Origin of the sequence: Neobacillus drentensis (assembly GCF_036965425.1) — a bacterium.
In the GTDB taxonomy this organism is placed as follows: Bacteria; Bacillota; Bacilli; order Bacillales; family Cytobacillaceae; genus Neobacillus; species Neobacillus drentensis_F.
Map to the genome: position 1 here is coordinate 14,485 of NZ_JBALPP010000018.1, position 18,640 is coordinate 33,124.

The window sequence follows — 18,640 nt, forward strand, 5'->3', positions numbered from 1 at the left end:
CCAGTCATTTAATAATAATGGCTGGTTGTTTTTTCCCACCGATTCCCACATCCATTTTTCTGGAAATACCTTTATAATAGAGAAGTACTCTGTTAAAGGAGATGAGGATTAATGAATGAAAGCAAAAGAAAAGTTTCTAAGTTCATTCCGCTGTTCGCAGCGTTTATTATAGTTATTTCCGGCATTATTTGGTTTGTCCAAAGCACGAAAAATGAAGTGTCTATCCCATTTTCATCTGTAGAAAAAACGATTCAAGCGCAAAAGGGAAAAACTGTTTCCCTAACAGAACAAGCAGATGGCAGCATATATATTAAAGCTGGGGAAGCGGAATTTGTTTCCCATGTTCCGCCAAATAGCCAAATGGTCGACAAACTTGTTGAAAAATATAATATTAAATACTCCTATTCGACTAGCAGCCGCTACGGAAAATGGATTATGGGCGGAGTTCTTTTACTATTAGCGGGTGCAGCTTTTACTTTGCAAAAAGCAAAAGGAGGATTTGGTCTTAAAAACTCCATGAAAAACAGTGTTGCCAAGTCAAGACCTTTGCCATCTATTACTCTAGAAGATATAGGCGGTCTTGGCGAGGAAATGAAGGAAGAGATTCTTCAAACGCTCACAACCTTAAAAGAGCCTGAGCGTGCTATTAAATTAGGAATTAAGCCGCCAAAGGGCATCCTTTTATACGGACCTCCAGGCACAGGTAAAACTCTGCTTGCTCAGGCGATTGCTCGTGAATTAAATGCTTCATTTTTTTCTGCAAGCGGCTCAGCCTTTAATGAATTGTTTGTTGGTGTTGGTGCAAGCCGAGTTCGTTCCTTATTCCAAACAGCAAGAAAACAAAGTCCAGCTGTTATTTTCATTGACGAAGTGGATGCACTTGCCGGCAAACGTAAAGCACATGGCGGTGAGGAAGCAGAAAAAACACTTACTGAACTTCTTGTTCAGCTTGATGGCGGTCATTCCAATGATGGGATTTTATTTATAGCTGCTACCAACAGAAAGGATATGCTTGATGAGGCCTTCCTGCGTCCAGGCCGAATTGATTTCTCCTTTCATGTTTCGCTTCCTGATACGAAAGGAAGAAGAGAAATTATTAATATTCATACGAAAGGAAAAGCGCTCGCAGAAGATATCCATGCTTCACTAGATGAATTAGCGGAAAGTACATCCGGCTTTTCTGGAGCAGAACTTCAATCTTTATTTGAAACTGCCAGCAGACGGGCTGTTCGAAACGGTCAAGATATGATTCAAAAGGGTGATCTAGATTATGCACTAGACCGAACTATATTAGGAAGCACGTCCCGCTCGTTACAAGATCTCGATACAAAACGGCGAGTTGCGATTCACGAAGCAGGACATGCCATAGTTGCCTCATTAACAAAACCGGGTTCTGTAAGAAAAGCGACGATTATTCCTCGCGGAGAGGCTCTTGGATATGTCGCGCCAATTCCAAAAGAGCTTCATTTATCAACAACGAGTGACTTATTAGACCGTGTAGCTATGGTTTTAGCGGGCGGGGTAGCAGAAAGAATGTTTCTTGGTGAACATAGTATTGGCGTAAGTGGTGATGTTCAGCAGGCAAAACAGATTATTGAGCAAATGGTCGATACGGGTATGCTCCAGAACGGATTTACCCTAACCTTTAATAAACAGGATAAAGAAGCTAAAATGCAAGAACTGTTTGAAAAAGGCTTAGAAAAAGCTGAAAGCTTAATAAATGGCCATCAATTTCAGTATCAGCAATTAGTCAATGCCTTATTAAAAAAAGAAACATTAGATGGCTTTGAGGTTGAAGAAATTGTTGGAAACCATTCAAACCATCACACTGAAAACGTAGTATTAGCATAAGATTGAAAACAGGTGCGGCGATGCACCTGTTTTTTCAATTTCATCATGAATAATGGTTTTTTATTTTGGAGGCAAACTAAAGGGGGAAACTCCTTAAAGGAAGTGAAAAGTATGTTCGGGAAAAAAGAAGCATTGGAATTAGAACAGAATAAATATTATCGGATCGAAGCAGAAGAATATTTGAACAAACCAGAAAAAACGGAGGGGCTTTTGAACAAAGCAATAAAAAAAGCCAATCAACGGAAAGGAAACCTTGGTGAAGCCTGGGAGAAGCTGCAGTTACTGATTGAAATGATAAAAGCCTATTCAAAAGGTGACTACAAAAATATCTCTAATGCTACTATTTTGACTTGTTTTGGGGCCATCCTATATTTTATTTCACCAATTGATTTGGTCCCAGATTTTATTGTTGGTCTTGGAATTATGGATGATGCTGCAGTAATTGGCTACACCATAAAAAAGTTAGGAACAGAGATTGAAGAGTTCAAAAAATGGAAAAAGTCCTCTCAAGTTGCAAAAGAAAACCCGTTTGATTAAATCAAACGGGTTAGTACAAAGTCCTCTATTACCATCTAAAGCAAGCCGCACCTACAATGATTAAAAGGATAAATAAAACAACGATTAACGCGAAACCGCCGCCATAGCCACCGCAGCCATATCCATAGCCACCGCAGCCATAGCCGAAGCCACCATATCCATATCCAAACATTTTATTGCCTCCCTTTATATATTAATAGAATCCGCAACCCCAAGAAGCCCCAATTATAATTAACAAAATGAATAAAACGACTAGTAGGGCAAATCCGCCACCGTAGCCACCTGCTGTACCAGACATTTACATTACCTCCTTTTCTTAATTCCATATATCCTATTCACCTAGATAAAAATGTGCGATAGACACTTATCCCTATAACCCAGAATTGAAAAAAAAGAATAAGCCCATTCTAATCCAAATAACTGGGTATTTGTCCTGAATAATATTCAAATTTGACAAATAAAGCGGTTTTCCTTAATATGTTCACAACTAATTATGGATTGGAGCAAAAACTTGAAAAATGTTGTTACCATTTTCGTGTTGATTTTTTTGACTTCATTTCGCCTGATCAATCGTTTAACTAAGCGTCCCCAAGGCAAAGCCCCATTAAAAATTGGCCATCGAGGTGCAGCTGGGTACTGTCCTGAAAATACCTTTGCCTCTTTTAACAAAGCTTTAGAACTAGGTGTCGATTTCCTTGAAATTGATATACAGATGACAAGAGATGGAGAATTGATCATCATTCATGATCCGACAGTAAACAGGACTACAAATGGCAAAGGGAGAGTAAAAGATTTAACTTTAAAAGAAATTCATGAGCTGGATGCTGGCAGTTGGTTTCATCCGCGCTTTGCAGGTGAAAAGGTTCCAACCTTCAGCGAATTCTTAGATAAATACGCTGGTGTTACAGGATTGCTCATTGAATTAAAGAAACCTTCATTATATCCTCAAATCGAAGAAAAAGTAGCAACTGAACTGATAAAAAGAGGGCTTGCTTCTGAAGAAAGTAAACAACAAATTATTATTCAATCCTTTGACAAAATCTCGTTAAAACGTGTCCATCATTTGCTTCCTTCAGTGCCAATTGGTGTTTTGATTAAAAATACAGTTGTAAATGGACTCTCAACGAATGAATTAATTGGTTTTTCCAGTTTTGCTTCCTATGTAAATCCAAAAATCACCATGATAAACAAGCGTCTAATAAAAAGAATTCAACGCCATGGATTTAAAACAATTATTTGGACGGTTAAAAAGAAAAGCGATGCAAAACTGTTAAGACATTTTGATATTAATGGGATTGTAAGTGATTACCCTGATTACATTTAAAAAGAAAAGGCAGCCCCATAACGGATGCTGCCAAATTTTTTAAAAGAAAACAATATAAATAATGAGTGCCAATACAATTCTGTAAATTGCGAATGGCAAAAGCTTTATTTTATTAATAAGTTTTAAGAAAAATTGAATTGATAGTAAGGCGAATATAAAAGCACTTATGAATCCAGCAATAAAAAACGGCAGAGTATCCATCGTCATATATTGCCAGTTTTTCAATAAGGAAAGGAAACTTGCACCTGCCATAATCGGCACCGCCATGATAAAGGTAAAATCAGCGGCAGCGCGGTGGCTCATTCCAAGAAGGACGCCACCTGAAATAGTGGAGCCTGAACGTGAGAATCCCGGCCATAAAGAGAAGCATTGAAAAATACCAACTGCTATTGCCTGTCCATATGTGATTTGATCTACAGTTTGCGTTTTAGGCTTCTTCGGTCCGATAATATCAGCAAGGATCATAAACACAGCGCCAATTACGAGACCAATTAAAACCGTTTTAGTAGAGAATAGGTGTTCGTCGATATAATCATTAAACAAAACCCCTAGAACACCTGCAGGAATTAACCCCACTATAACCTGAGATAATTTAAGCCGTCCTTGACTTGGATTTTCATGCTTAATAAATCTCCCTAATCCTAACATTTCAATAAATCGGTCTTTAAAGGTAACCACAACCGCTAATATCGAACCAAGTTGAATAACTACCTTAAAGGTATTAGCGCCGTGCTTTGTTAAAAACTCTTCTGACTTTAGCCACATATCATCGACAATAATCATATGGCCAGTTGACGAAACAGGAGCAAATTCAGTTACTCCTTCCACCAGCCCTAAAATAATTGCTTTTAAGATCATAAGTAAATCCATGTTGTAAAATCTCCTAACTTTTTGTCCCAAAATAATTATTTCAATGAACTTTCCTATTTTACTCATTTTCCAACTTGATAGCAAGAATAATATTATTCAATTAAACCCATTCGAATCGCTTTCACCGCAACTTCAGTCCTATTTTGTGCATTTAACCTTTTCATAATATTTGAAATATAGTCTCTTACTGTAAATTCGCTCAAATAAAGCTTTAAGGCTGCCTCTGCTGTTGAAGCACCATCTGCCAAAAGTTTAATAATTTCCGTTTCTCTCGGAGATAAGGTAACCGAACTATTTTCAGATAAATTTGGTTGATTAATTTCAGCTTGGATAAATTTAGATAACAATTCACCAGAGCTTTGACCAAATTTCATTAATGCTGGATAAAGACTTGTATCTACCGTAAAATGATTTCCTGGACCTTGGTCTAATACAACCCCTCCAATTATTTTTCCTTCCTCCGGAACATAGATAGGAACAATAATTAAGGAAGAAAGTTCAAACTTCTTTACATATTTTTCAGGGAGATCTTTTTCGGCAACCGGTATATAAATTGGCTGGAAATTTTTCATTTCGTGCCCTTGTGATTTAAGTTTAACAATACTTTCATTAAGAACAGGAATATTGGTAATTTTCTCAGCGATTGCTTTAACTTCCTCATTATTTAATTGATGGCCGAACAAGCCCACCCCTACGCTTTCTTTATTCGTAAACTTAAACAGAGCACATCGCTCAAAAGGGAGGAAATGGCCAAATCCGAAACAAATATTTTCTACGGATTCCGAAAAATTTTGTGAGCGGATAATCCATTCATTAAATAATATAACGGCATCCTTCCAAATCGTATTATTCTCCTTTTCCGATTGAAAAAGCATCACTTCACTAATTTTTGAAAATAAATAATGGACTGATGGATGTAATTTTGATGAATAAACGATTCTGGACTTTAGCACTTTATGAGCAGAGTTTTCTAACAGGTTCAAATGAAAAATAAGCGCTTCTGGTTCCGGAGCTCTTTTAAAATGATCATGCCACTCCTGCTGAATTTCATCTAACATTTTATATAAATCGGCATTTCCATTATGTACTGAATATAAAAACGCAACTAAAAACTCACTGATAAATTCGAATACCGCAATTGACTTTTTTTTTGTATTTTTAAGAGATTGAAGCGTCAGCTCCCACTCTTGTATAAGCTCGTACTGATAAGTGGTTAGTAATTTTACAGCATCATTTAAAAGATTGTCCAAATGATTATTAAGCGATTTCGACATTTTGATTACGCTCCTCTCCTGAGCCTCTAAGCTGTTTCTATAGAATAAATCAGTCGTCACTATCTCTATAAATTCAGCTAAACATGACATATTTCCTGCTCATTTTCTATATTTTTGATTATTTTGGCGAATTCCTCCACTTCATTATTAGTCATAGGCAAAACTTCCTACAAATGTAGGGATTAACGAATTTATGGATTTATCATAAAATTGTGACGAATAGTGAAAGCGATTTACTCATTACCCGCTTCCGCTACAAAACAAAAGGGAGGAAAAAAAATGACAGCTGAAACAATCATTATCGGAGGTCAAACAGTCAAGAAAAAACTAGTACTTGCATTATTAGGTGGATTTGTATTTTTAGGAATACTTCTTGGCCTTTTTGGGGTAACCGGTGTTGCTGCTGCAGTTCCATTAAGCGGGGTGGGGGAATTCACGGTTAAATTCGACAAAATGATAGGTCAAAACTTCCAATTATTAGGTGGGATGGCAGATAGCACTCAAAAACAAAATGTACCTGTCGCGGTAAATAAAATTGAACATGCAACCATTTATGGACTTGAAATTTCAAAGAGCATTTCAATCCCGGGTTTACCAACTTTTAGAGTTGTTATTGAGTCCAAAAATGATGCAAATCCAGTTAAAATCGATGGCCTATTGCAAAAGGCAACCGTGGTTAGCGGAGATGCTGAATTTACAAATATGGAAATGAAAGAAACTTATGTTGCAGATAAAGACCCTTTAACACAAGCCGCCACAGGCTTCACTCAAAGCGCGAACACCATTACTATTAATAATGGTGAATTGAAAACCTTGTATTTATGGCAGGATAAAGTTTCTTTATCCAATATGAAGGTTTATTTTGAAATTCCAAGCAACTAAAAAAATATCAACATAGAAAATTTGAGTAAGGATGATAAAAAATGAACTCTACTTATTCAAAACGCGAGAGGTTTAAAAAATGGAGATCAAGGCGCCCTTTTTGGGGGGCGACCTTGTGTATCCTTTCAGGAATAATTATTTTATATGTGCCAGCACAACTTTATGAACTAGCTGCAACCCCAGGAAATATTTTGTTTGCAGGCTTCTTCTTAGGGGGCCTAACATTGTTATTAGGGGTGCTAGGGCATATTATGCCAAAACTTTCAACACTTCTCGGAGTTTTAGCGATTTTCTCTTCTGTTTTATCGATTTTGGGGGCTTTGGGTGGTTTATTCCTTGGAACAATTCTTGGCATTGTTGGCGGTTCAATGCTTATAGCCTGGAAGCCTGAGCTTGGGACTAGTGAGACAATCCTTCAGCCAAATGAAAATAAATTTGCCGAAGTAGAGGTTGCTTCGGGTAAAGAATCAATTTCAGAACAATAGTGCATCCAACGGATATAGATAAGAATGGTGATGGCATTGACATGTAGAAGTAATGCTTATAAGTTTGTAATCATATTTTTCCTATTAATTGGCGGGCTCTTGATTCCTAATAAGGTTAGTTTTGCCAGTAATTCAACGATTATTGGATTTATTATTGAAGCAAAACAAATGGATGGTACTATGAATGTCCCATCGATGATAACTGGTGATACATCCCAACAAAAGGATCTGCCAATGCTCGAAATAAAATTCAAAAATCTTACAGCAGAAGGCTTAACTATTAAAAAATTAGTTAAAACTCCAAATGGGATTGTAACGCTTAACATGACTCCAAATGAAACAGTTCATTTTGATAATCTTAGCTTAAGTGTTACAAACGCTGAATTTACTGAGAATTATCTTCCTGATAACGGAAATATCGGACTCAAAAATGTTAAATTATTGGCACATAAAATTACTACAGGAAACTCAAACCTACCTCAATTTAAGTTAAGCTTCTATGAAGGAGGTCAAGTCGAGTTAGAGCCAAAAGCCGAAGCAGAACTAATCCAAATGCAAACAGTCCTTGAAGGGCTACTAAGCTTAAAACAGCCATAATAAAGAAGCGATGCCATTTATGCATCGCTTCTTTTCTTTGATTTAGTCATTAATAACTCTCATTACACGTCCATTAAATTTCTTTGCGTAGTACCCTGAACTCAAATCCGCAATAGCAATACCGGTAGAGCTTTGTGAACCAATAAATTTTCCGTCACCAAGATAAATGCCAACATGGCCGTCAATTTTATAAGTATCAAAAAATACCATGTCCCCGGGGCGTGCATCACTATACGGAACTCTTGTACCTGTATTTTTTAAAATATCTGTGTGTGCGCCTACTTTAATCCCTGCCTGAGCAAATGCCCAAGATACAAATGCAGAGCAATCGAATCTACCATTGGCTATATCGGCTGCATTCCTGCCGCCTCCAAAAACATATACTGAGTTTCCAATATATTTTTCTCCGGCATGGATAACTGTATTGATTGATTCAGTTGGTGATATGGGTATTAAAAAATTTACACTTGAAGGATCCGAAGAAAAGTATCCCATTGCCAATAAGTCAGTTTCAGCTAAATTACTATCCTGTTGCTGCAAATTTGCCTTTTCATTGAGTTTTTCCTGTTCCTTTAATTTTAGCTCTTCTTTTAAAGCGTCATTCTGCTGTTTTTGTTCTAAAATCAGGGCCTGCATACCCTCAAGCTCGGTTTTTAAACTATTTAGGTCAGCAAGTTTCTCTTCTACAGTCAATTGTTTCCTTTCGACATCAATCTGATCCTCTTTATGCTGCCTAACAAGATCTTGATCGGCTTCCACAATGGTCGCCACTGCTCCCAATCTGCCTACAAAATCACTGAAACTTGAGGAACCAAGGACCACATCTATGTATCTTACCTTTCCACCACTTTCTTGAAGAGAGAGGACTCGCTTTTTTATTATTTCATTACGTTTGTCTATTCTACCTTTTATGTTAGAAACCTCTTTCTCTAACTCTTCTACTTCCTTCTTTGAAGCGATTACTTTTACTTCGGTCTGGACGATCATATAATTATTATCAATAATAGCCTGATCAACTCTTTTTATTTGTTCTGTCAGCTTTGTAAGTTCATCTTGTACCTTAGTAATTTCCTCATTCGTTTTGAACAGTTCATTTTGGATCCCAGATCTTTGATTCTGAATACTTTTTATCCCCTCTGCCTTAACATCCGACCCCGGCATTACACTAAAGCTGCCAAGTAAAAAAATTATCGCAGCACTAAATGGCATTAGTTTTTTATGCAAAGCTGTTCCCCTGCCCTCTAAATAAGATTCAAAATATCTAGTGTTATAGAAATTAATCTTTGAAGACTAGAAAAAAACTGCCAATTTCTACTTCATTTCTCATTATCTATGTAATGCAATATCCAATCTAACTATTGGTCTATATGTATGTGAGACTATAAGCACGGATAATACCCAATATCATCCTATTTCATCTATATTAGAAGTATAACATCATATTTGGGCTAATAAGTATTTTTAATATTACAATTTTATTTCAACTTTGGAATTTTTGGGTATTAACAAATTTTATTAAATAAAAAACCACAATCCCTTGATTTGGCTAGAGATTGTGGCTTTCAATGTTTTAAGTAGTTATGATTTTGTCTCAATGCTGGATATTTCTCCTTTTATTTTTGAAAGACTTTACTGTGTTTTTACCAGTTCTCTAAAACTATTCTTTCCACGTTCTACAAGATTAAAATGAGTATTTCTTGCAAGTTTAACATAGTCCTTTCGAACTTGGAGCCACGCATTACGCCTTTCCCTTGCATAGGCAACACTAGCTTCAGCACTTTTTTCTAAATTATCCTCTAATTGGTCCACAACATAAATGAAAGATTTAATTGGAGTTAGCGCGAGTTTCTCTAACTGTCCTGTAACCTCTTTTAATTGTGCTTTAAAGTCTTCACGGTCGTTATTGGTTACAGCTACCTCTTTGATGGCCTCTTTACGGGAATTGATTTGATGCAATAGCTCAGTTGTCATTTCATTATTGGTCTTTTTCGATTGATCGTACAATTTTGCAATGGATTTTCTGTATTGCTTATTGAATTTGATGACTTCTTTCAATGCATTAATATAGGCATCCTCACGGTTTTCGCGAGCCTTTTCTGCACGTTCCTGAGACTGCTCATATTGGTCCCAAAATGTGTTTACAAAAGAACCCAAAGCTTCTGATTCCTCTACTAATGGCAGCTCTTTTTCTTTCACAGCTGCTGCTTCATTTTTCTTCTGTGCCATTGTCCTTCCTCCTCCTACTATTATTTACTTTCTCTATTGGATCCTTCTTTTGAAACGAAGGGAGATAGAGCTCAAAGAAACTAGTATACATTTTGAAAAATTGATCCAATAGCGATTGATATGTTTCTAATTGATTCGCATAGCCTTTTAAGTATGTAACACCAGCTTTTGTTATTGAATATCTTCTCTTAGCAGGACCTGTTCCTGTTGTATCCCATTCTGAAGATACAAGCTCGTCCTTTTCCAGTTGTCTTAGGAGCCTATATAAATTCCCCTGATCAAGCGTCTTAAACCCGAATGCCTCTAGCTTCTGGCTTAGTTCATACCCGTGAAGAGAAACCTTGCTAAGAAGCAATAAAATAAATGGCATAACAAAGTTTTTTGATGGATTAACAGTTTGTTTATCTTGGTTTACCATATCTTTATCACCTCACCTATGTGTATTTTACACCTATAAGTAATATTTTGTCAATCTTGTAAATAAATATTATTAAAACTTGAATTTAATTGTTTACAATTTACTAAACAGGGTTATAAACTTATTAAAAATGATAAGGTGGTGTAAAATGGAAGAAGCAAAATTTAGTAAATCTGGTGTTCCATATATGCATTTTGGCAGCGGGCAACCATTGGTCCTGATTCATGGTCTGGGTGAAGTTAAAGAAGGATGGCATAATCAATTTGAACTAGCCGACCAATTTGAGTTGATTATTCCAGACTTACGCGGTCATGGAGAATGTACCAAAACTGAGGGAATTACTATTCAAAATTTTGCTGCTGACGTCATTGGCTTACTTAAAGAATTAGAAATTGAAAACGCCCACATTCTTGGTCTATCAATGGGTGGAGCAGTTGCTCAGGAAATCTACCGCCAGGAACCCTCCCTAGTCCGTTCTCTCTTGTTGATAAGCACATTCCATTATTTCCCTAAAAAACTTAAAAGGATATTCTTTGAAAATCGGAAAGCAAAGTTTGAATCCCTATCCTCATCAGGCAGTCAAATTGAACATTTAGCACATATGGCCCTTTACTCTTGGAATCAAGGTATTATGGAAAATTTCAGCCACATTTTCCGGCCAAAGCATCAGATTTTCATTGATTCTTTGAAGACCTGTCTGGAAGTAAATAATCTTTCCTTGTTACCTAAGATACAGGTACCCACCCTAATTATCGGCTCTCAATATGATTCCGTTTTACCTGTTTGGATTCAAGCATGTATGCATAAGTTAATTCCTCATTCTAAGTTTATCATAATGAGGAATACTGGTCATCTTGCTAAACTGGAAGTAAAGAACCGGTTTAATAGTCTGCTTAGGAATTTCCTTACCCAGCAAAACCATGCTGCTTAAAAAAGATAAGCGGGTAGGATTATAATCCTTCCCGCTTATAATTTATTCGTAAAATATAAAAATTATACAAGTACCTCTTGAATTTCCTGTGAACGAGCCGAAAGCCATTTGTCCCAAATTTCAGCAAACACTCCTGTCAGTGCTAGTGAAACATGTCCACCTTCATAAACTTCAAAGGTTTTATCCTCACTTGAAACAAGGTCCATCACCGGAAGGCTTTGCTGCTCTAAGACAAGTGTATCGCGTGAACAAGAAAAGACGAAAAGCGGACACCTAATATTCTTTAAATCTACTTTCCTGCTGCCAATCACCAATTCTCCCTTTAAGAGTTTATTATCCTTATAAAGGTCATTGAACAACTGCTTGAATGCTGCACCTGCAAACGAAGCAGTATCCTTTGTCCATTTATCCATTCTGCGCCATTTTTCAACATATTTGTCATCATGTGCCCGGCTTATCAGGTTCATTCTAGGACTTCCATAACTTGGTGATAGCATCCTAAACATTAAATACAGAAATTCAGATGGAATCGTCTCATGGGCGTCAGCAAAGCGGTCAAAACTTAGCTCTCCTTTTTGCAGCCCCTCCAGCCACTTATCAGGAACGATACCAAAACTGAAATCAATTGGAACAGCAGCAAGTGATAAATTCTTAATTGGTAATTTTGTTATTGAAGCCAGGATGGCTGCTATTGTTCCGCCTAGGCAGTATCCGGCCAGTGATATTTCCTTTGCACCTGAGTGTCTTAAAGCTCTTTTAAGCGAGTTTTCCAAATAATCAATGATATAATTGTCTAGAGTAATGTCGGAATCTTCAAGACCGGGAGAACCCCAATCCAACAGGTAAACATCATAGCCTCGTGCTGTAAGACCGCCGACAACGCTGCTACCTTCACCAACGTCTAAAATGTACACCTTATTCAACAGAGAGTAAATTAAAAATACTGGAACTGCATGCTTTTTTTCCTTTGCAGGATGATACCATAAAGTTGTTTTATTTTTTTTCCAAACACATTGACGTGGTGTGGGTATTATTTCTGGTTTGGGTTTGGTCATAATTTTATAAAGTTGGTTCCAACGCTTCGTTTCTTTTTCCAAGTTTAAGAGTGGAATAAAGTTGGTTCCCAGTGCTTTTGTACTCATTATTTTCATTGCTCCTTTCAATATTATTTAGTTATATTAGCACCCGTAAGTACTAGATCTTTCTCCTGCTTTTTTTCCGATTCTTTTTTCACCTTTTCCCTATCTTTTTCAATAATACCTAAATCCATTTTGATACTCTTTAACAGATCTATTTCCTTCCGCAATTCTTGGAGGTCATCTTTAATTTTTTGATTTTCTGCCAGCTCTTGAGTCATCTTTTTGAATTCATTCTTCATTTGCATGACAATATTTACTACTTCTTCAAACATTCCTAAATTTTGTTTAGTAATGGAGCTAACACTGTCTTGTAAATTCCAAATTTGTTCTTCTAATATATCAATTTTTTCTTCCGTTTGAATAGAAAGCTTTGCGGCATTAGCGATATCTTTCTTTGTCGGGAAATTCATTAAAACCGCAATAAGCTCTTGGTTTTTTCTAATTCGTTCTAGGTAAAAGGAATAGGTGTTGAGGCCGAAACTTGCTGTGCGAACAAATTCTTTATTGTCTGTCAGCTTATATAATAAGTCATTTATTTGTTTGTCCCACATTCCACTCAACTGCTTGAATCCAAATAATGGATCAAAATTTTTTTCACTTGACATGCCGCAGCACTCCTTGAATTATGAATTTGTAAGTTCCTCTGTTTTTTCCATGTATTTATTCAGCGGGAACCTCAGAGCTTTAATTTGCCTAGCAAAAAAATTGACAAACCCTTTTTGATTTTCATAGAGCAGATTTCCAGCTTGTTTCACAGTTTTGATATATTGCATTCTTCCTTTTTTCCTTAAAACCATAAATTGTTCAATCATTTCTAGATATTTCTCAATCACCTGGAAATTCCCAATAGTTTGACACGTCGTATTTAAAAGCGAAACTGCTTTTTTTTGAATTTCATCAATTTGTACATTAATATTCTCATATGACTGAATCGGAAAGAAATGCTGCAGCGCGGTAGTTGACATCAAAAATTCATCCCGCGCAGTCTTTTCCCATTCAGCAAATTCCCTTGTAAATTGCTCGGCTATTGCTTTTAAATTCCCTTGATTCCGTTTGACACTATCAGATAATAGAATAATCTTTTTTAAAAAGGCTTCATCACGATTTTCAACACCCTTTACCCATTCATCTAATTCACGGAATGCATGTCTCCAAATCAAGTCCAAACTAGAAAGTGATATTTCATCTGCCTTTTCAACTGCTGGTCCTTTTACCGTTTCTATTGTCTCGTCAACTTCTTGTTTTTTCTTTCTCGTTTTAGTCTCTTTTAATGATTCTTTTTCGTTATCCTTTTTAGAAGCCATATTACTCACATCCTTTAAAGAATTTTTATATTTAAGATTTGTTTTGAAATCTTGGTGAATTTCTTTCGGGGTCTAAAAATGAAGTCTGAGTAAATGGGAACTGCACCCATTCATCTTGAGGTAAATTGGATTTATGCATCTAATTAAACTATACTTGAGCTCTTTCTTCCTCTTTGCGTAGCATTCTTCTAAACAACTTACCTACAGAGGATTTAGGCAGATCATCGAGTATTTCAATTTCTTTAGGTACCTTATAAGGAGCAAGATTCAATTTCGCATATTCAATTATTTTATCCGGTGTTATAAAAGCATCTGGTTTTAATTTTATAAACGCCTTGACGGATTCTCCTCTGTAAGTATCCGGAATGCCCACAACAATGGCCTCCTCGACCGCTTCATGCTGATATAGCACTTCCTCAATTTCACGTGGATATACGTTATAACCGCTAGCAATAATAATATCTTTTTTACGGTCTAGGATATAGAAATATCCATCTTCATCCATTTTGGCAATATCACCTGTAAATAACCATCCATCTTTCAAGACCATTTCAGTATCAATTGGACGTTTCCAATATCCTTTCATTACTTGCGGTCCGCGGAGAATAAGTTCACCAGCTTCTCCAACAGGGACATTTACAAAACCAACTTCCGTTTCCTTTACAATTCTCGCTTCTGTGCCTGGCAACGGTATCCCGACACTCCCTAATTTTCTCGGAAGGAACGGAGGCGTGGATATGGCGGATGGCGAGGTTTCAGAAAGTCCGTAGCCATCAACTAATCTTGCACCTACTCTTTTTTCAAACATTTTTACTTGCTCAATCGGCAGAGGAGCCCCGCCGCTTCCTAAATAATAAATATCGCCAATATTACTTTCCTCTAAATTGGGATGACTATTTAGTGCAAATATCATCGTTGGTACCGCTGTCAGCTTGAATGGCTTTTCTCGTTTAATGAGCTCTAATAACTCATTAACGTCAAATCGAGGTAAAATCAATTGGTTGCAGCCAATTCTTATGGCAGAGAGAGCATTGCAAGATAAACCAAATACATGGAACATTGGAAGGACACTGATGATTTTAAAGTTTTCTGGTTTTTCATCAACAGCATTATACGTAAAATCACATATCTGAATAATATTAGCTAATAAATTATGGTGAGTTAGCATAACCCCCTTAGATACACCGGTTGTACCACCAGTGTATTGTAAAATGGCCACATCCTCTTTTATGTCGATTGGAATCTCGGGAATGACATTATCATGGGTTAAAAAGTCTTCAAAATAACAATCACCGTCAGCTAACTGAATTCTATTTCCGCCAAACCCTACAACAATTATTTTTTTCAATGAGGTTTTTGGCTGAACCTGCTTAACCCTAGGATAAAGAGCCTCAAACACAACCATATGTTCAGCTTCAGAATCATTTAAAACATATTCGATTTCTCTTTCTACATACATCGGATTAACTTGAACAGAGATGCCTCCTAATCGGAAACTCGCAAAAAGGGTAAATATGTAGTGAGGACAGTTCGGGAGCATAATCGCAATCCGATCTCTCTTTTTAAATCCAACCCGATAAAACGAGGCTGCCAACCACTCAGAAATCATTCTTGATTCTTTATAGCTCCAGGACCTTCCCCTAAAAGTTAATGCAGGTTTTTCGTTGTGAATGTTTGATGCCTGCTTCAGTAGGTCAAATAACGATTCATACTCAATTGAAACATGTTCATTGATTCTAGTATCATAAAATTTTAACCAAGGTTTTTTCTGATAATCCACATTTTTTCCCTCCCAATTCTTCTTCGATATAAATATGGAAGAAGTTGTAATCAACTAAATTATAAGAGAATTTGAATAGATTTTGATAATTGAAACTGTGTTGTTCACAAAATATTCGGTAATTAATCAGTCCCAGAGAACTGAGACTGATTAATCATTTCTGAATTTTATAATCCTTCAAAAGCTAAACGGTAAATTCTCGCAAGTTCACTAACAAGCGGTAATTTAGGATTTGGAATTGTATCTTGGTCATGGAAGGCATGTTCAGCAAGTTCATTTACTTTGCTTTCAAACTCTGTTTTATCAACGCCAGCCGCTTTGATGCTCGGTGGCATATCTAATGCTTCGGCCAGCTTAATAATTGCTGTTATTAAGCTTTCCACCCCTTCTTCATTAGTGCTGGCAGGAAGGCCAAGCATTTTAGCCAATTCCGCATAGCGCTTGTCTGCGATGAAATGCTCATATTTCGGGAATGTCATAAATTTATTTGGCTTCATGGCGTTAAAACGAATGACATGCGGCAGCATTATCGCGTTGGCACGTCCGTGCGGAATATTAAATTCAGCGCCAAGCACATGGGCGAGACTATGATTAATTCCAAGGAAGGAATTAGCAAAGGCCATTCCCGCAATCGATGAGGCATTATGAATCTTTTCACGGGCAAGTTCATCACTGCCATCCCTGTATGCCCTTGGTAAATATTCAAAAACCAATTGAATCGCTTTTAAAGCCAATCCATCAGTATAATCATTCGCTAACACCGAAACATATGCTTCAATTGCATGTGTCAAAACATCCATTCCGGTATCTGCCGTTACATTGCTTGGGACTGTCATAACAAATTGTGGATCTACAATCGCAACATCTGGTGTCATCTGCATATCAGCGAGCGGGTATTTCCTATTTGTTTTCTTATCTGTGATGACTGAGAAGGCAGTAACTTCTGATCCTGTTCCTGAAGTGGTCGGTATCGCAATAAATTTTGCCTTATCACGGAGCAGCGGGAATTTAACCACCCGCTTGCTTGGATCAAAGAATTTTTGGGTTAAGTAGTGAAAGTCAGTTTCTGGGTGTTCGTAAAACAGCCACATTGCTTTTGCCGCATCCATTACGGAACCGCCGCCAAGAGCAATGATACAATCCGGCCCAAACTTTCTCATCCGGTCTGCACCGCTCATGACCGTTTCAACACTTGGCTCCGGTTCAATGTCAGAAAAGGTTTCGAATTGGATTTTATTAGGATTCTTGTTTAAATAATACAGAACTTTATCTACATAGCCATTTTTTACAGGGCTGCCGCTCGTCACAATATATGCCTTTGAAATGGCTGGAATGGATGCAAGAGTTTGAATGGAGTTCTTTTCAAAGAAAATCTGTGACGGCACTTTAAACCACTGCGTTATGGTTCTTCTTTTTGCTACTGTTTTAATGTTAATTAAATTAGCTGCTCCTACGTTTTGTGACACAGAGTTCCCTCCATAAGTCCCGCATCCAATTGTTAAGGACGGTAAAGATGTATTATAGATATCACCAATCGCTCCATGGGTTGATGGTGTATTAACAATTATTCGTCCCGCTTTCATTCGAAGGGCAAAAGCATCGATAGCATCCTGATCCGATGTATGAATTGCCGCTGAATGACCAAGGCCTCCATATTCGAGTGTTTCTTCGGCAATTCGTAATCCTTCTGCAAAGCTATTAACCATGTAACAAGCCAAAATTGGGCTTAATTTTTCACAGGATAATGGATAGTTCGGCCCTACTCCTTTAATTTCAGCCATTAATATTTTAGTATTTACTGGAACATTTACACCTGCCATTTTTGCAATCATGGCTGCGGGCAACCCGACAATCATTGGATTAAGTGATGCCGTCTTTGGTTCAATCGCAATCCGCTCAACCATTAAACGTTCTTCTTCATTTAAGAAATAACACTGGTTTTCAATTAGCTCCTGTCTAACTTCATCATAAATCACTTGGTCGATAATAAGTGCTTGCTCAGAGGCACAAATCATGCCATTATCAAATGTTTTGGATAAAATAAGGTCGTTGACCGCCCGTTTAATATTGGCTGTTTTTTCAATGTAACAAGGCACATTCCCAGCGCCGACGCCAAGAGCCGGTTTTCCTGAACGATAGGCTGCCGTTACTAAGTTAGGTCCTCCCGTTGCAAGGATGAGAGATATCTTTGGATGCTTCATTAAGGCTTGAAAGGCTTCATGAGATGGAACTTCAATCCACTGGATGCTATTTTCAGGAGCACCTGCATGTATCGCTGCTTCCTTTAGCAATTCTGCAGTTCTGACACAGCATTTCTGAGCATATTTAGGAAAGGCAAAGATGATTGGATTTCTTGTTTTAAGTGAAATTAACGATTTAAAAATAACTGTCGAAGTTGGATTTGTAATCGGGATGACACCTGCGATTACACCAACTGGCTCGGCCATCTCAACCATGCCTTCATTCTCATTTTCACTTATCACACCTACGGTTTTCATGTCCCTAATGTTGTTATAGATGCATTCCGTCGCAAACATATTTTTAAAGACTTTATCTTCATAAACACCTCTTTTTGTTTCTTCTACTGCAAGCTTCGCTAGCTCCTTATGGTGTTCAAGTGCAGTCAACGCCATTTCTTTTACGATTTTATCCACCATTTCTTGATTGTAACAGCGGAATTCACTCAGAGCTTTTGCTCCATTATTTCCTAAGACGTCAATCATAAGAGCAACATCATGATTTTCTTGTACCACTTTTTCCTTCACTGACATTTAGCATCCCTCCAGATTATCTATTATTCTGGCTAAAATATATCATGGTCTCCTCTGCAAATTTTGTCGAATTTTACGCAGAAATAAATGAATAACCATTCATTTTTTCATAATTCATAAATTGTTCACAATCATCAGCGAACGATAATATCTATAAAAGGACAAATAAAAAAAACACAAACTCATGTTCTTGAGTTTGTGTTTACTTTATCAACCTTTATTACGCAATCCAGTAGATATTCCACTTATGG

General features: G+C 37.1%; 18 protein-coding genes and 1 pseudogene. 7 read left to right on the forward strand and 12 right to left on the reverse strand.

Annotated features, from left to right (window positions below):
* Window positions 1-111 precede the first annotated feature (111 nt).
* Both V7161_RS05020 and V7161_RS05025 read left to right on the forward strand, forming a co-directional pair.
* Window positions 112-1,851: an AAA family ATPase gene (locus tag V7161_RS05020; protein WP_335442771.1), complete on the forward strand. Its 1,740-nt coding sequence runs from the start codon at window positions 112-114 to the stop codon at window positions 1,849-1,851.
* Window positions 1,852-1,962: 111 nt separating this feature from the next.
* Window positions 1,963-2,388 carry a YkvA family protein gene (locus V7161_RS05025; RefSeq protein ID WP_335442773.1) on the forward strand — a complete coding sequence of 142 codons (426 nt, stop codon included), beginning with the start codon at window positions 1,963-1,965 and terminating at the stop codon, window positions 2,386-2,388.
* A 28-nt stretch (window positions 2,389-2,416) separates the two neighbouring features.
* On the opposite strand, the pseudogene V7161_RS05030 reads toward V7161_RS05025, so the two are convergent.
* Together V7161_RS05030 and V7161_RS05035 are read right to left on the reverse strand one after the other, a co-directional pair.
* A pseudogene (locus V7161_RS05030) lies at window positions 2,417-2,500 on the reverse strand (YjcZ family sporulation protein); the annotation flags it as partial.
* A gap of 81 nt (window positions 2,501-2,581) precedes the next feature.
* Window positions 2,582-2,686 carry a YjcZ family sporulation protein gene (locus V7161_RS05035; protein ID WP_335442775.1) on the reverse strand — a complete coding sequence of 35 codons (105 nt, stop codon included), beginning with the start codon at window positions 2,684-2,686 and terminating at the stop codon, window positions 2,582-2,584.
* A gap of 213 nt (window positions 2,687-2,899) precedes the next feature.
* Here V7161_RS05035 and V7161_RS05040 point away from each other — a divergent pair, with 213 nt between their 5' ends.
* On the forward strand, window positions 2,900-3,712 hold the full coding sequence (locus V7161_RS05040) for a glycerophosphodiester phosphodiesterase (RefSeq protein ID WP_335442778.1): 813 nt from the start codon (window positions 2,900-2,902) through the stop codon (window positions 3,710-3,712).
* Between the two features lie 39 nt (window positions 3,713-3,751).
* On the opposite strand, the gene V7161_RS05045 is transcribed toward V7161_RS05040, so the two are convergent.
* Complete coding sequence (locus tag V7161_RS05045; protein WP_335442780.1) at window positions 3,752-4,582, reverse strand: undecaprenyl-diphosphate phosphatase; 831 nt, start codon at window positions 4,580-4,582, stop codon at window positions 3,752-3,754.
* 92 nt (window positions 4,583-4,674) lie between these two features.
* Entirely contained in the window at window positions 4,675-5,856 is a 1,182-nt protein-coding gene (locus tag V7161_RS05050; RefSeq protein ID WP_335442782.1) for a response regulator transcription factor, read from the reverse strand.
* Between the two features lie 279 nt (window positions 5,857-6,135).
* Here V7161_RS05050 and V7161_RS05055 point away from each other — a divergent pair, with 279 nt between their 5' ends.
* Genes V7161_RS05055 through V7161_RS05065 form a run of 3 tightly spaced genes read left to right on the forward strand, consistent with a single transcriptional unit; the run spans window position 6,136 to window position 7,820 of the window.
* Entirely contained in the window at window positions 6,136-6,738 is a 603-nt protein-coding gene (locus V7161_RS05055; RefSeq protein WP_335442784.1) for a DUF6230 family protein, read from the forward strand.
* 41 nt (window positions 6,739-6,779) lie between these two features.
* On the forward strand, window positions 6,780-7,223 hold the full coding sequence (locus V7161_RS05060; protein WP_335442786.1) for a DUF6114 domain-containing protein: 444 nt from the start codon (window positions 6,780-6,782) through the stop codon (window positions 7,221-7,223).
* Window positions 7,224-7,259: 36 nt separating this feature from the next.
* Window positions 7,260-7,820 (forward strand): hypothetical protein, encoded by a 561-nt coding sequence (locus V7161_RS05065; protein WP_335442788.1) that lies wholly within the window; start codon window positions 7,260-7,262, stop codon window positions 7,818-7,820.
* A gap of 42 nt (window positions 7,821-7,862) precedes the next feature.
* Here the strand turns inward: V7161_RS05065 and V7161_RS05070 are convergent, their stop codons facing one another.
* The 3 genes from V7161_RS05070 to phaQ form a co-directional block, all read right to left on the reverse strand.
* Window positions 7,863-9,044 (reverse strand): coiled-coil domain-containing protein, encoded by a 1,182-nt coding sequence (locus V7161_RS05070; RefSeq protein ID WP_335442789.1) that lies wholly within the window; start codon window positions 9,042-9,044, stop codon window positions 7,863-7,865.
* Between the two features lie 405 nt (window positions 9,045-9,449).
* Window positions 9,450-10,046 carry a hypothetical protein gene (locus V7161_RS05075; RefSeq protein WP_335442791.1) on the reverse strand — a complete coding sequence of 199 codons (597 nt, stop codon included), beginning with the start codon at window positions 10,044-10,046 and terminating at the stop codon, window positions 9,450-9,452.
* The gene (gene phaQ / locus V7161_RS05080) at window positions 10,027-10,464 is read right to left on the reverse strand and encodes a poly-beta-hydroxybutyrate-responsive repressor (RefSeq protein WP_335442792.1); all 438 of its coding nucleotides are present in this window, start codon (window positions 10,462-10,464) and stop codon (window positions 10,027-10,029) included. The genes V7161_RS05075 and phaQ overlap by 20 nt, the downstream gene beginning before the upstream one ends.
* 148 nt (window positions 10,465-10,612) lie before the next feature.
* On the opposite strand from phaQ, the gene V7161_RS05085 reads away from it, so the two are divergent.
* Window positions 10,613-11,395 (forward strand): alpha/beta fold hydrolase, encoded by a 783-nt coding sequence (locus tag V7161_RS05085; RefSeq protein ID WP_335442794.1) that lies wholly within the window; start codon window positions 10,613-10,615, stop codon window positions 11,393-11,395.
* Window positions 11,396-11,457: 62 nt separating this feature from the next.
* On the opposite strand, the gene V7161_RS05090 is transcribed toward V7161_RS05085, so the two are convergent.
* The 5 genes from V7161_RS05090 to adhE form a co-directional block, all read right to left on the reverse strand.
* Complete coding sequence (locus V7161_RS05090) at window positions 11,458-12,537, reverse strand: alpha/beta fold hydrolase (protein ID WP_335442796.1); 1,080 nt, start codon at window positions 12,535-12,537, stop codon at window positions 11,458-11,460.
* A gap of 23 nt (window positions 12,538-12,560) precedes the next feature.
* A complete protein-coding gene (locus V7161_RS05095; RefSeq protein ID WP_335442797.1) occupies window positions 12,561-13,139 on the reverse strand; it encodes a polyhydroxyalkanoate biosynthesis repressor PhaR in 579 nt (192 codons plus the stop codon).
* 18 nt (window positions 13,140-13,157) lie between these two features.
* Window positions 13,158-13,838: a hypothetical protein gene (locus V7161_RS05100; RefSeq protein ID WP_335442799.1), complete on the reverse strand. Its 681-nt coding sequence runs from the start codon at window positions 13,836-13,838 to the stop codon at window positions 13,158-13,160.
* 148 nt (window positions 13,839-13,986) lie between these two features.
* Complete coding sequence (locus V7161_RS05105) at window positions 13,987-15,618, reverse strand: long-chain-fatty-acid--CoA ligase (RefSeq protein WP_335442801.1); 1,632 nt, start codon at window positions 15,616-15,618, stop codon at window positions 13,987-13,989.
* Window positions 15,619-15,785: 167 nt separating this feature from the next.
* Window positions 15,786-18,389, reverse strand: coding sequence for a bifunctional acetaldehyde-CoA/alcohol dehydrogenase (adhE, locus tag V7161_RS05110; protein ID WP_335442802.1), 2,604 nt, complete (start codon window positions 18,387-18,389; stop codon window positions 15,786-15,788).
* Window positions 18,390-18,640 lie beyond the last annotated feature (251 nt).

Coding starts and splice junctions, on each gene's coding strand:
- V7161_RS05020 (WP_335442771.1), top strand. CDS start 112: ATGAATGAAAGCAAAAGAAAAGTTTCTAAGTTCATTCCGCTGTTCGCA.
- V7161_RS05025 (WP_335442773.1), top strand. CDS start 1,963: ATGTTCGGGAAAAAAGAAGCATTGGAATTAGAACAGAATAAATATTAT.
- V7161_RS05035 (WP_335442775.1), bottom strand. CDS start 2,686: ATGTCTGGTACAGCAGGTGGCTACGGTGGCGGATTTGCCCTACTAGTC.
- V7161_RS05045 (WP_335442780.1), bottom strand. CDS start 4,582: ATGGATTTACTTATGATCTTAAAAGCAATTATTTTAGGGCTGGTGGAA.
- V7161_RS05050 (WP_335442782.1), bottom strand. CDS start 5,856: ATGTCGAAATCGCTTAATAATCATTTGGACAATCTTTTAAATGATGCT.
- V7161_RS05055 (WP_335442784.1), top strand. CDS start 6,136: ATGACAGCTGAAACAATCATTATCGGAGGTCAAACAGTCAAGAAAAAA.
- V7161_RS05060 (WP_335442786.1), top strand. CDS start 6,780: ATGAACTCTACTTATTCAAAACGCGAGAGGTTTAAAAAATGGAGATCA.
- V7161_RS05075 (WP_335442791.1), bottom strand. CDS start 10,046: ATGGCACAGAAGAAAAATGAAGCAGCAGCTGTGAAAGAAAAAGAGCTG.
- phaQ (WP_335442792.1), bottom strand. CDS start 10,464: ATGGTAAACCAAGATAAACAAACTGTTAATCCATCAAAAAACTTTGTT.
- V7161_RS05085 (WP_335442794.1), top strand. CDS start 10,613: ATGGAAGAAGCAAAATTTAGTAAATCTGGTGTTCCATATATGCATTTT.
- V7161_RS05090 (WP_335442796.1), bottom strand. CDS start 12,537: ATGAGTACAAAAGCACTGGGAACCAACTTTATTCCACTCTTAAACTTG.
- V7161_RS05095 (WP_335442797.1), bottom strand. CDS start 13,139: ATGTCAAGTGAAAAAAATTTTGATCCATTATTTGGATTCAAGCAGTTG.
- V7161_RS05100 (WP_335442799.1), bottom strand. CDS start 13,838: ATGGCTTCTAAAAAGGATAACGAAAAAGAATCATTAAAAGAGACTAAA.
- adhE (WP_335442802.1), bottom strand. CDS start 18,389: ATGTCAGTGAAGGAAAAAGTGGTACAAGAAAATCATGATGTTGCTCTT.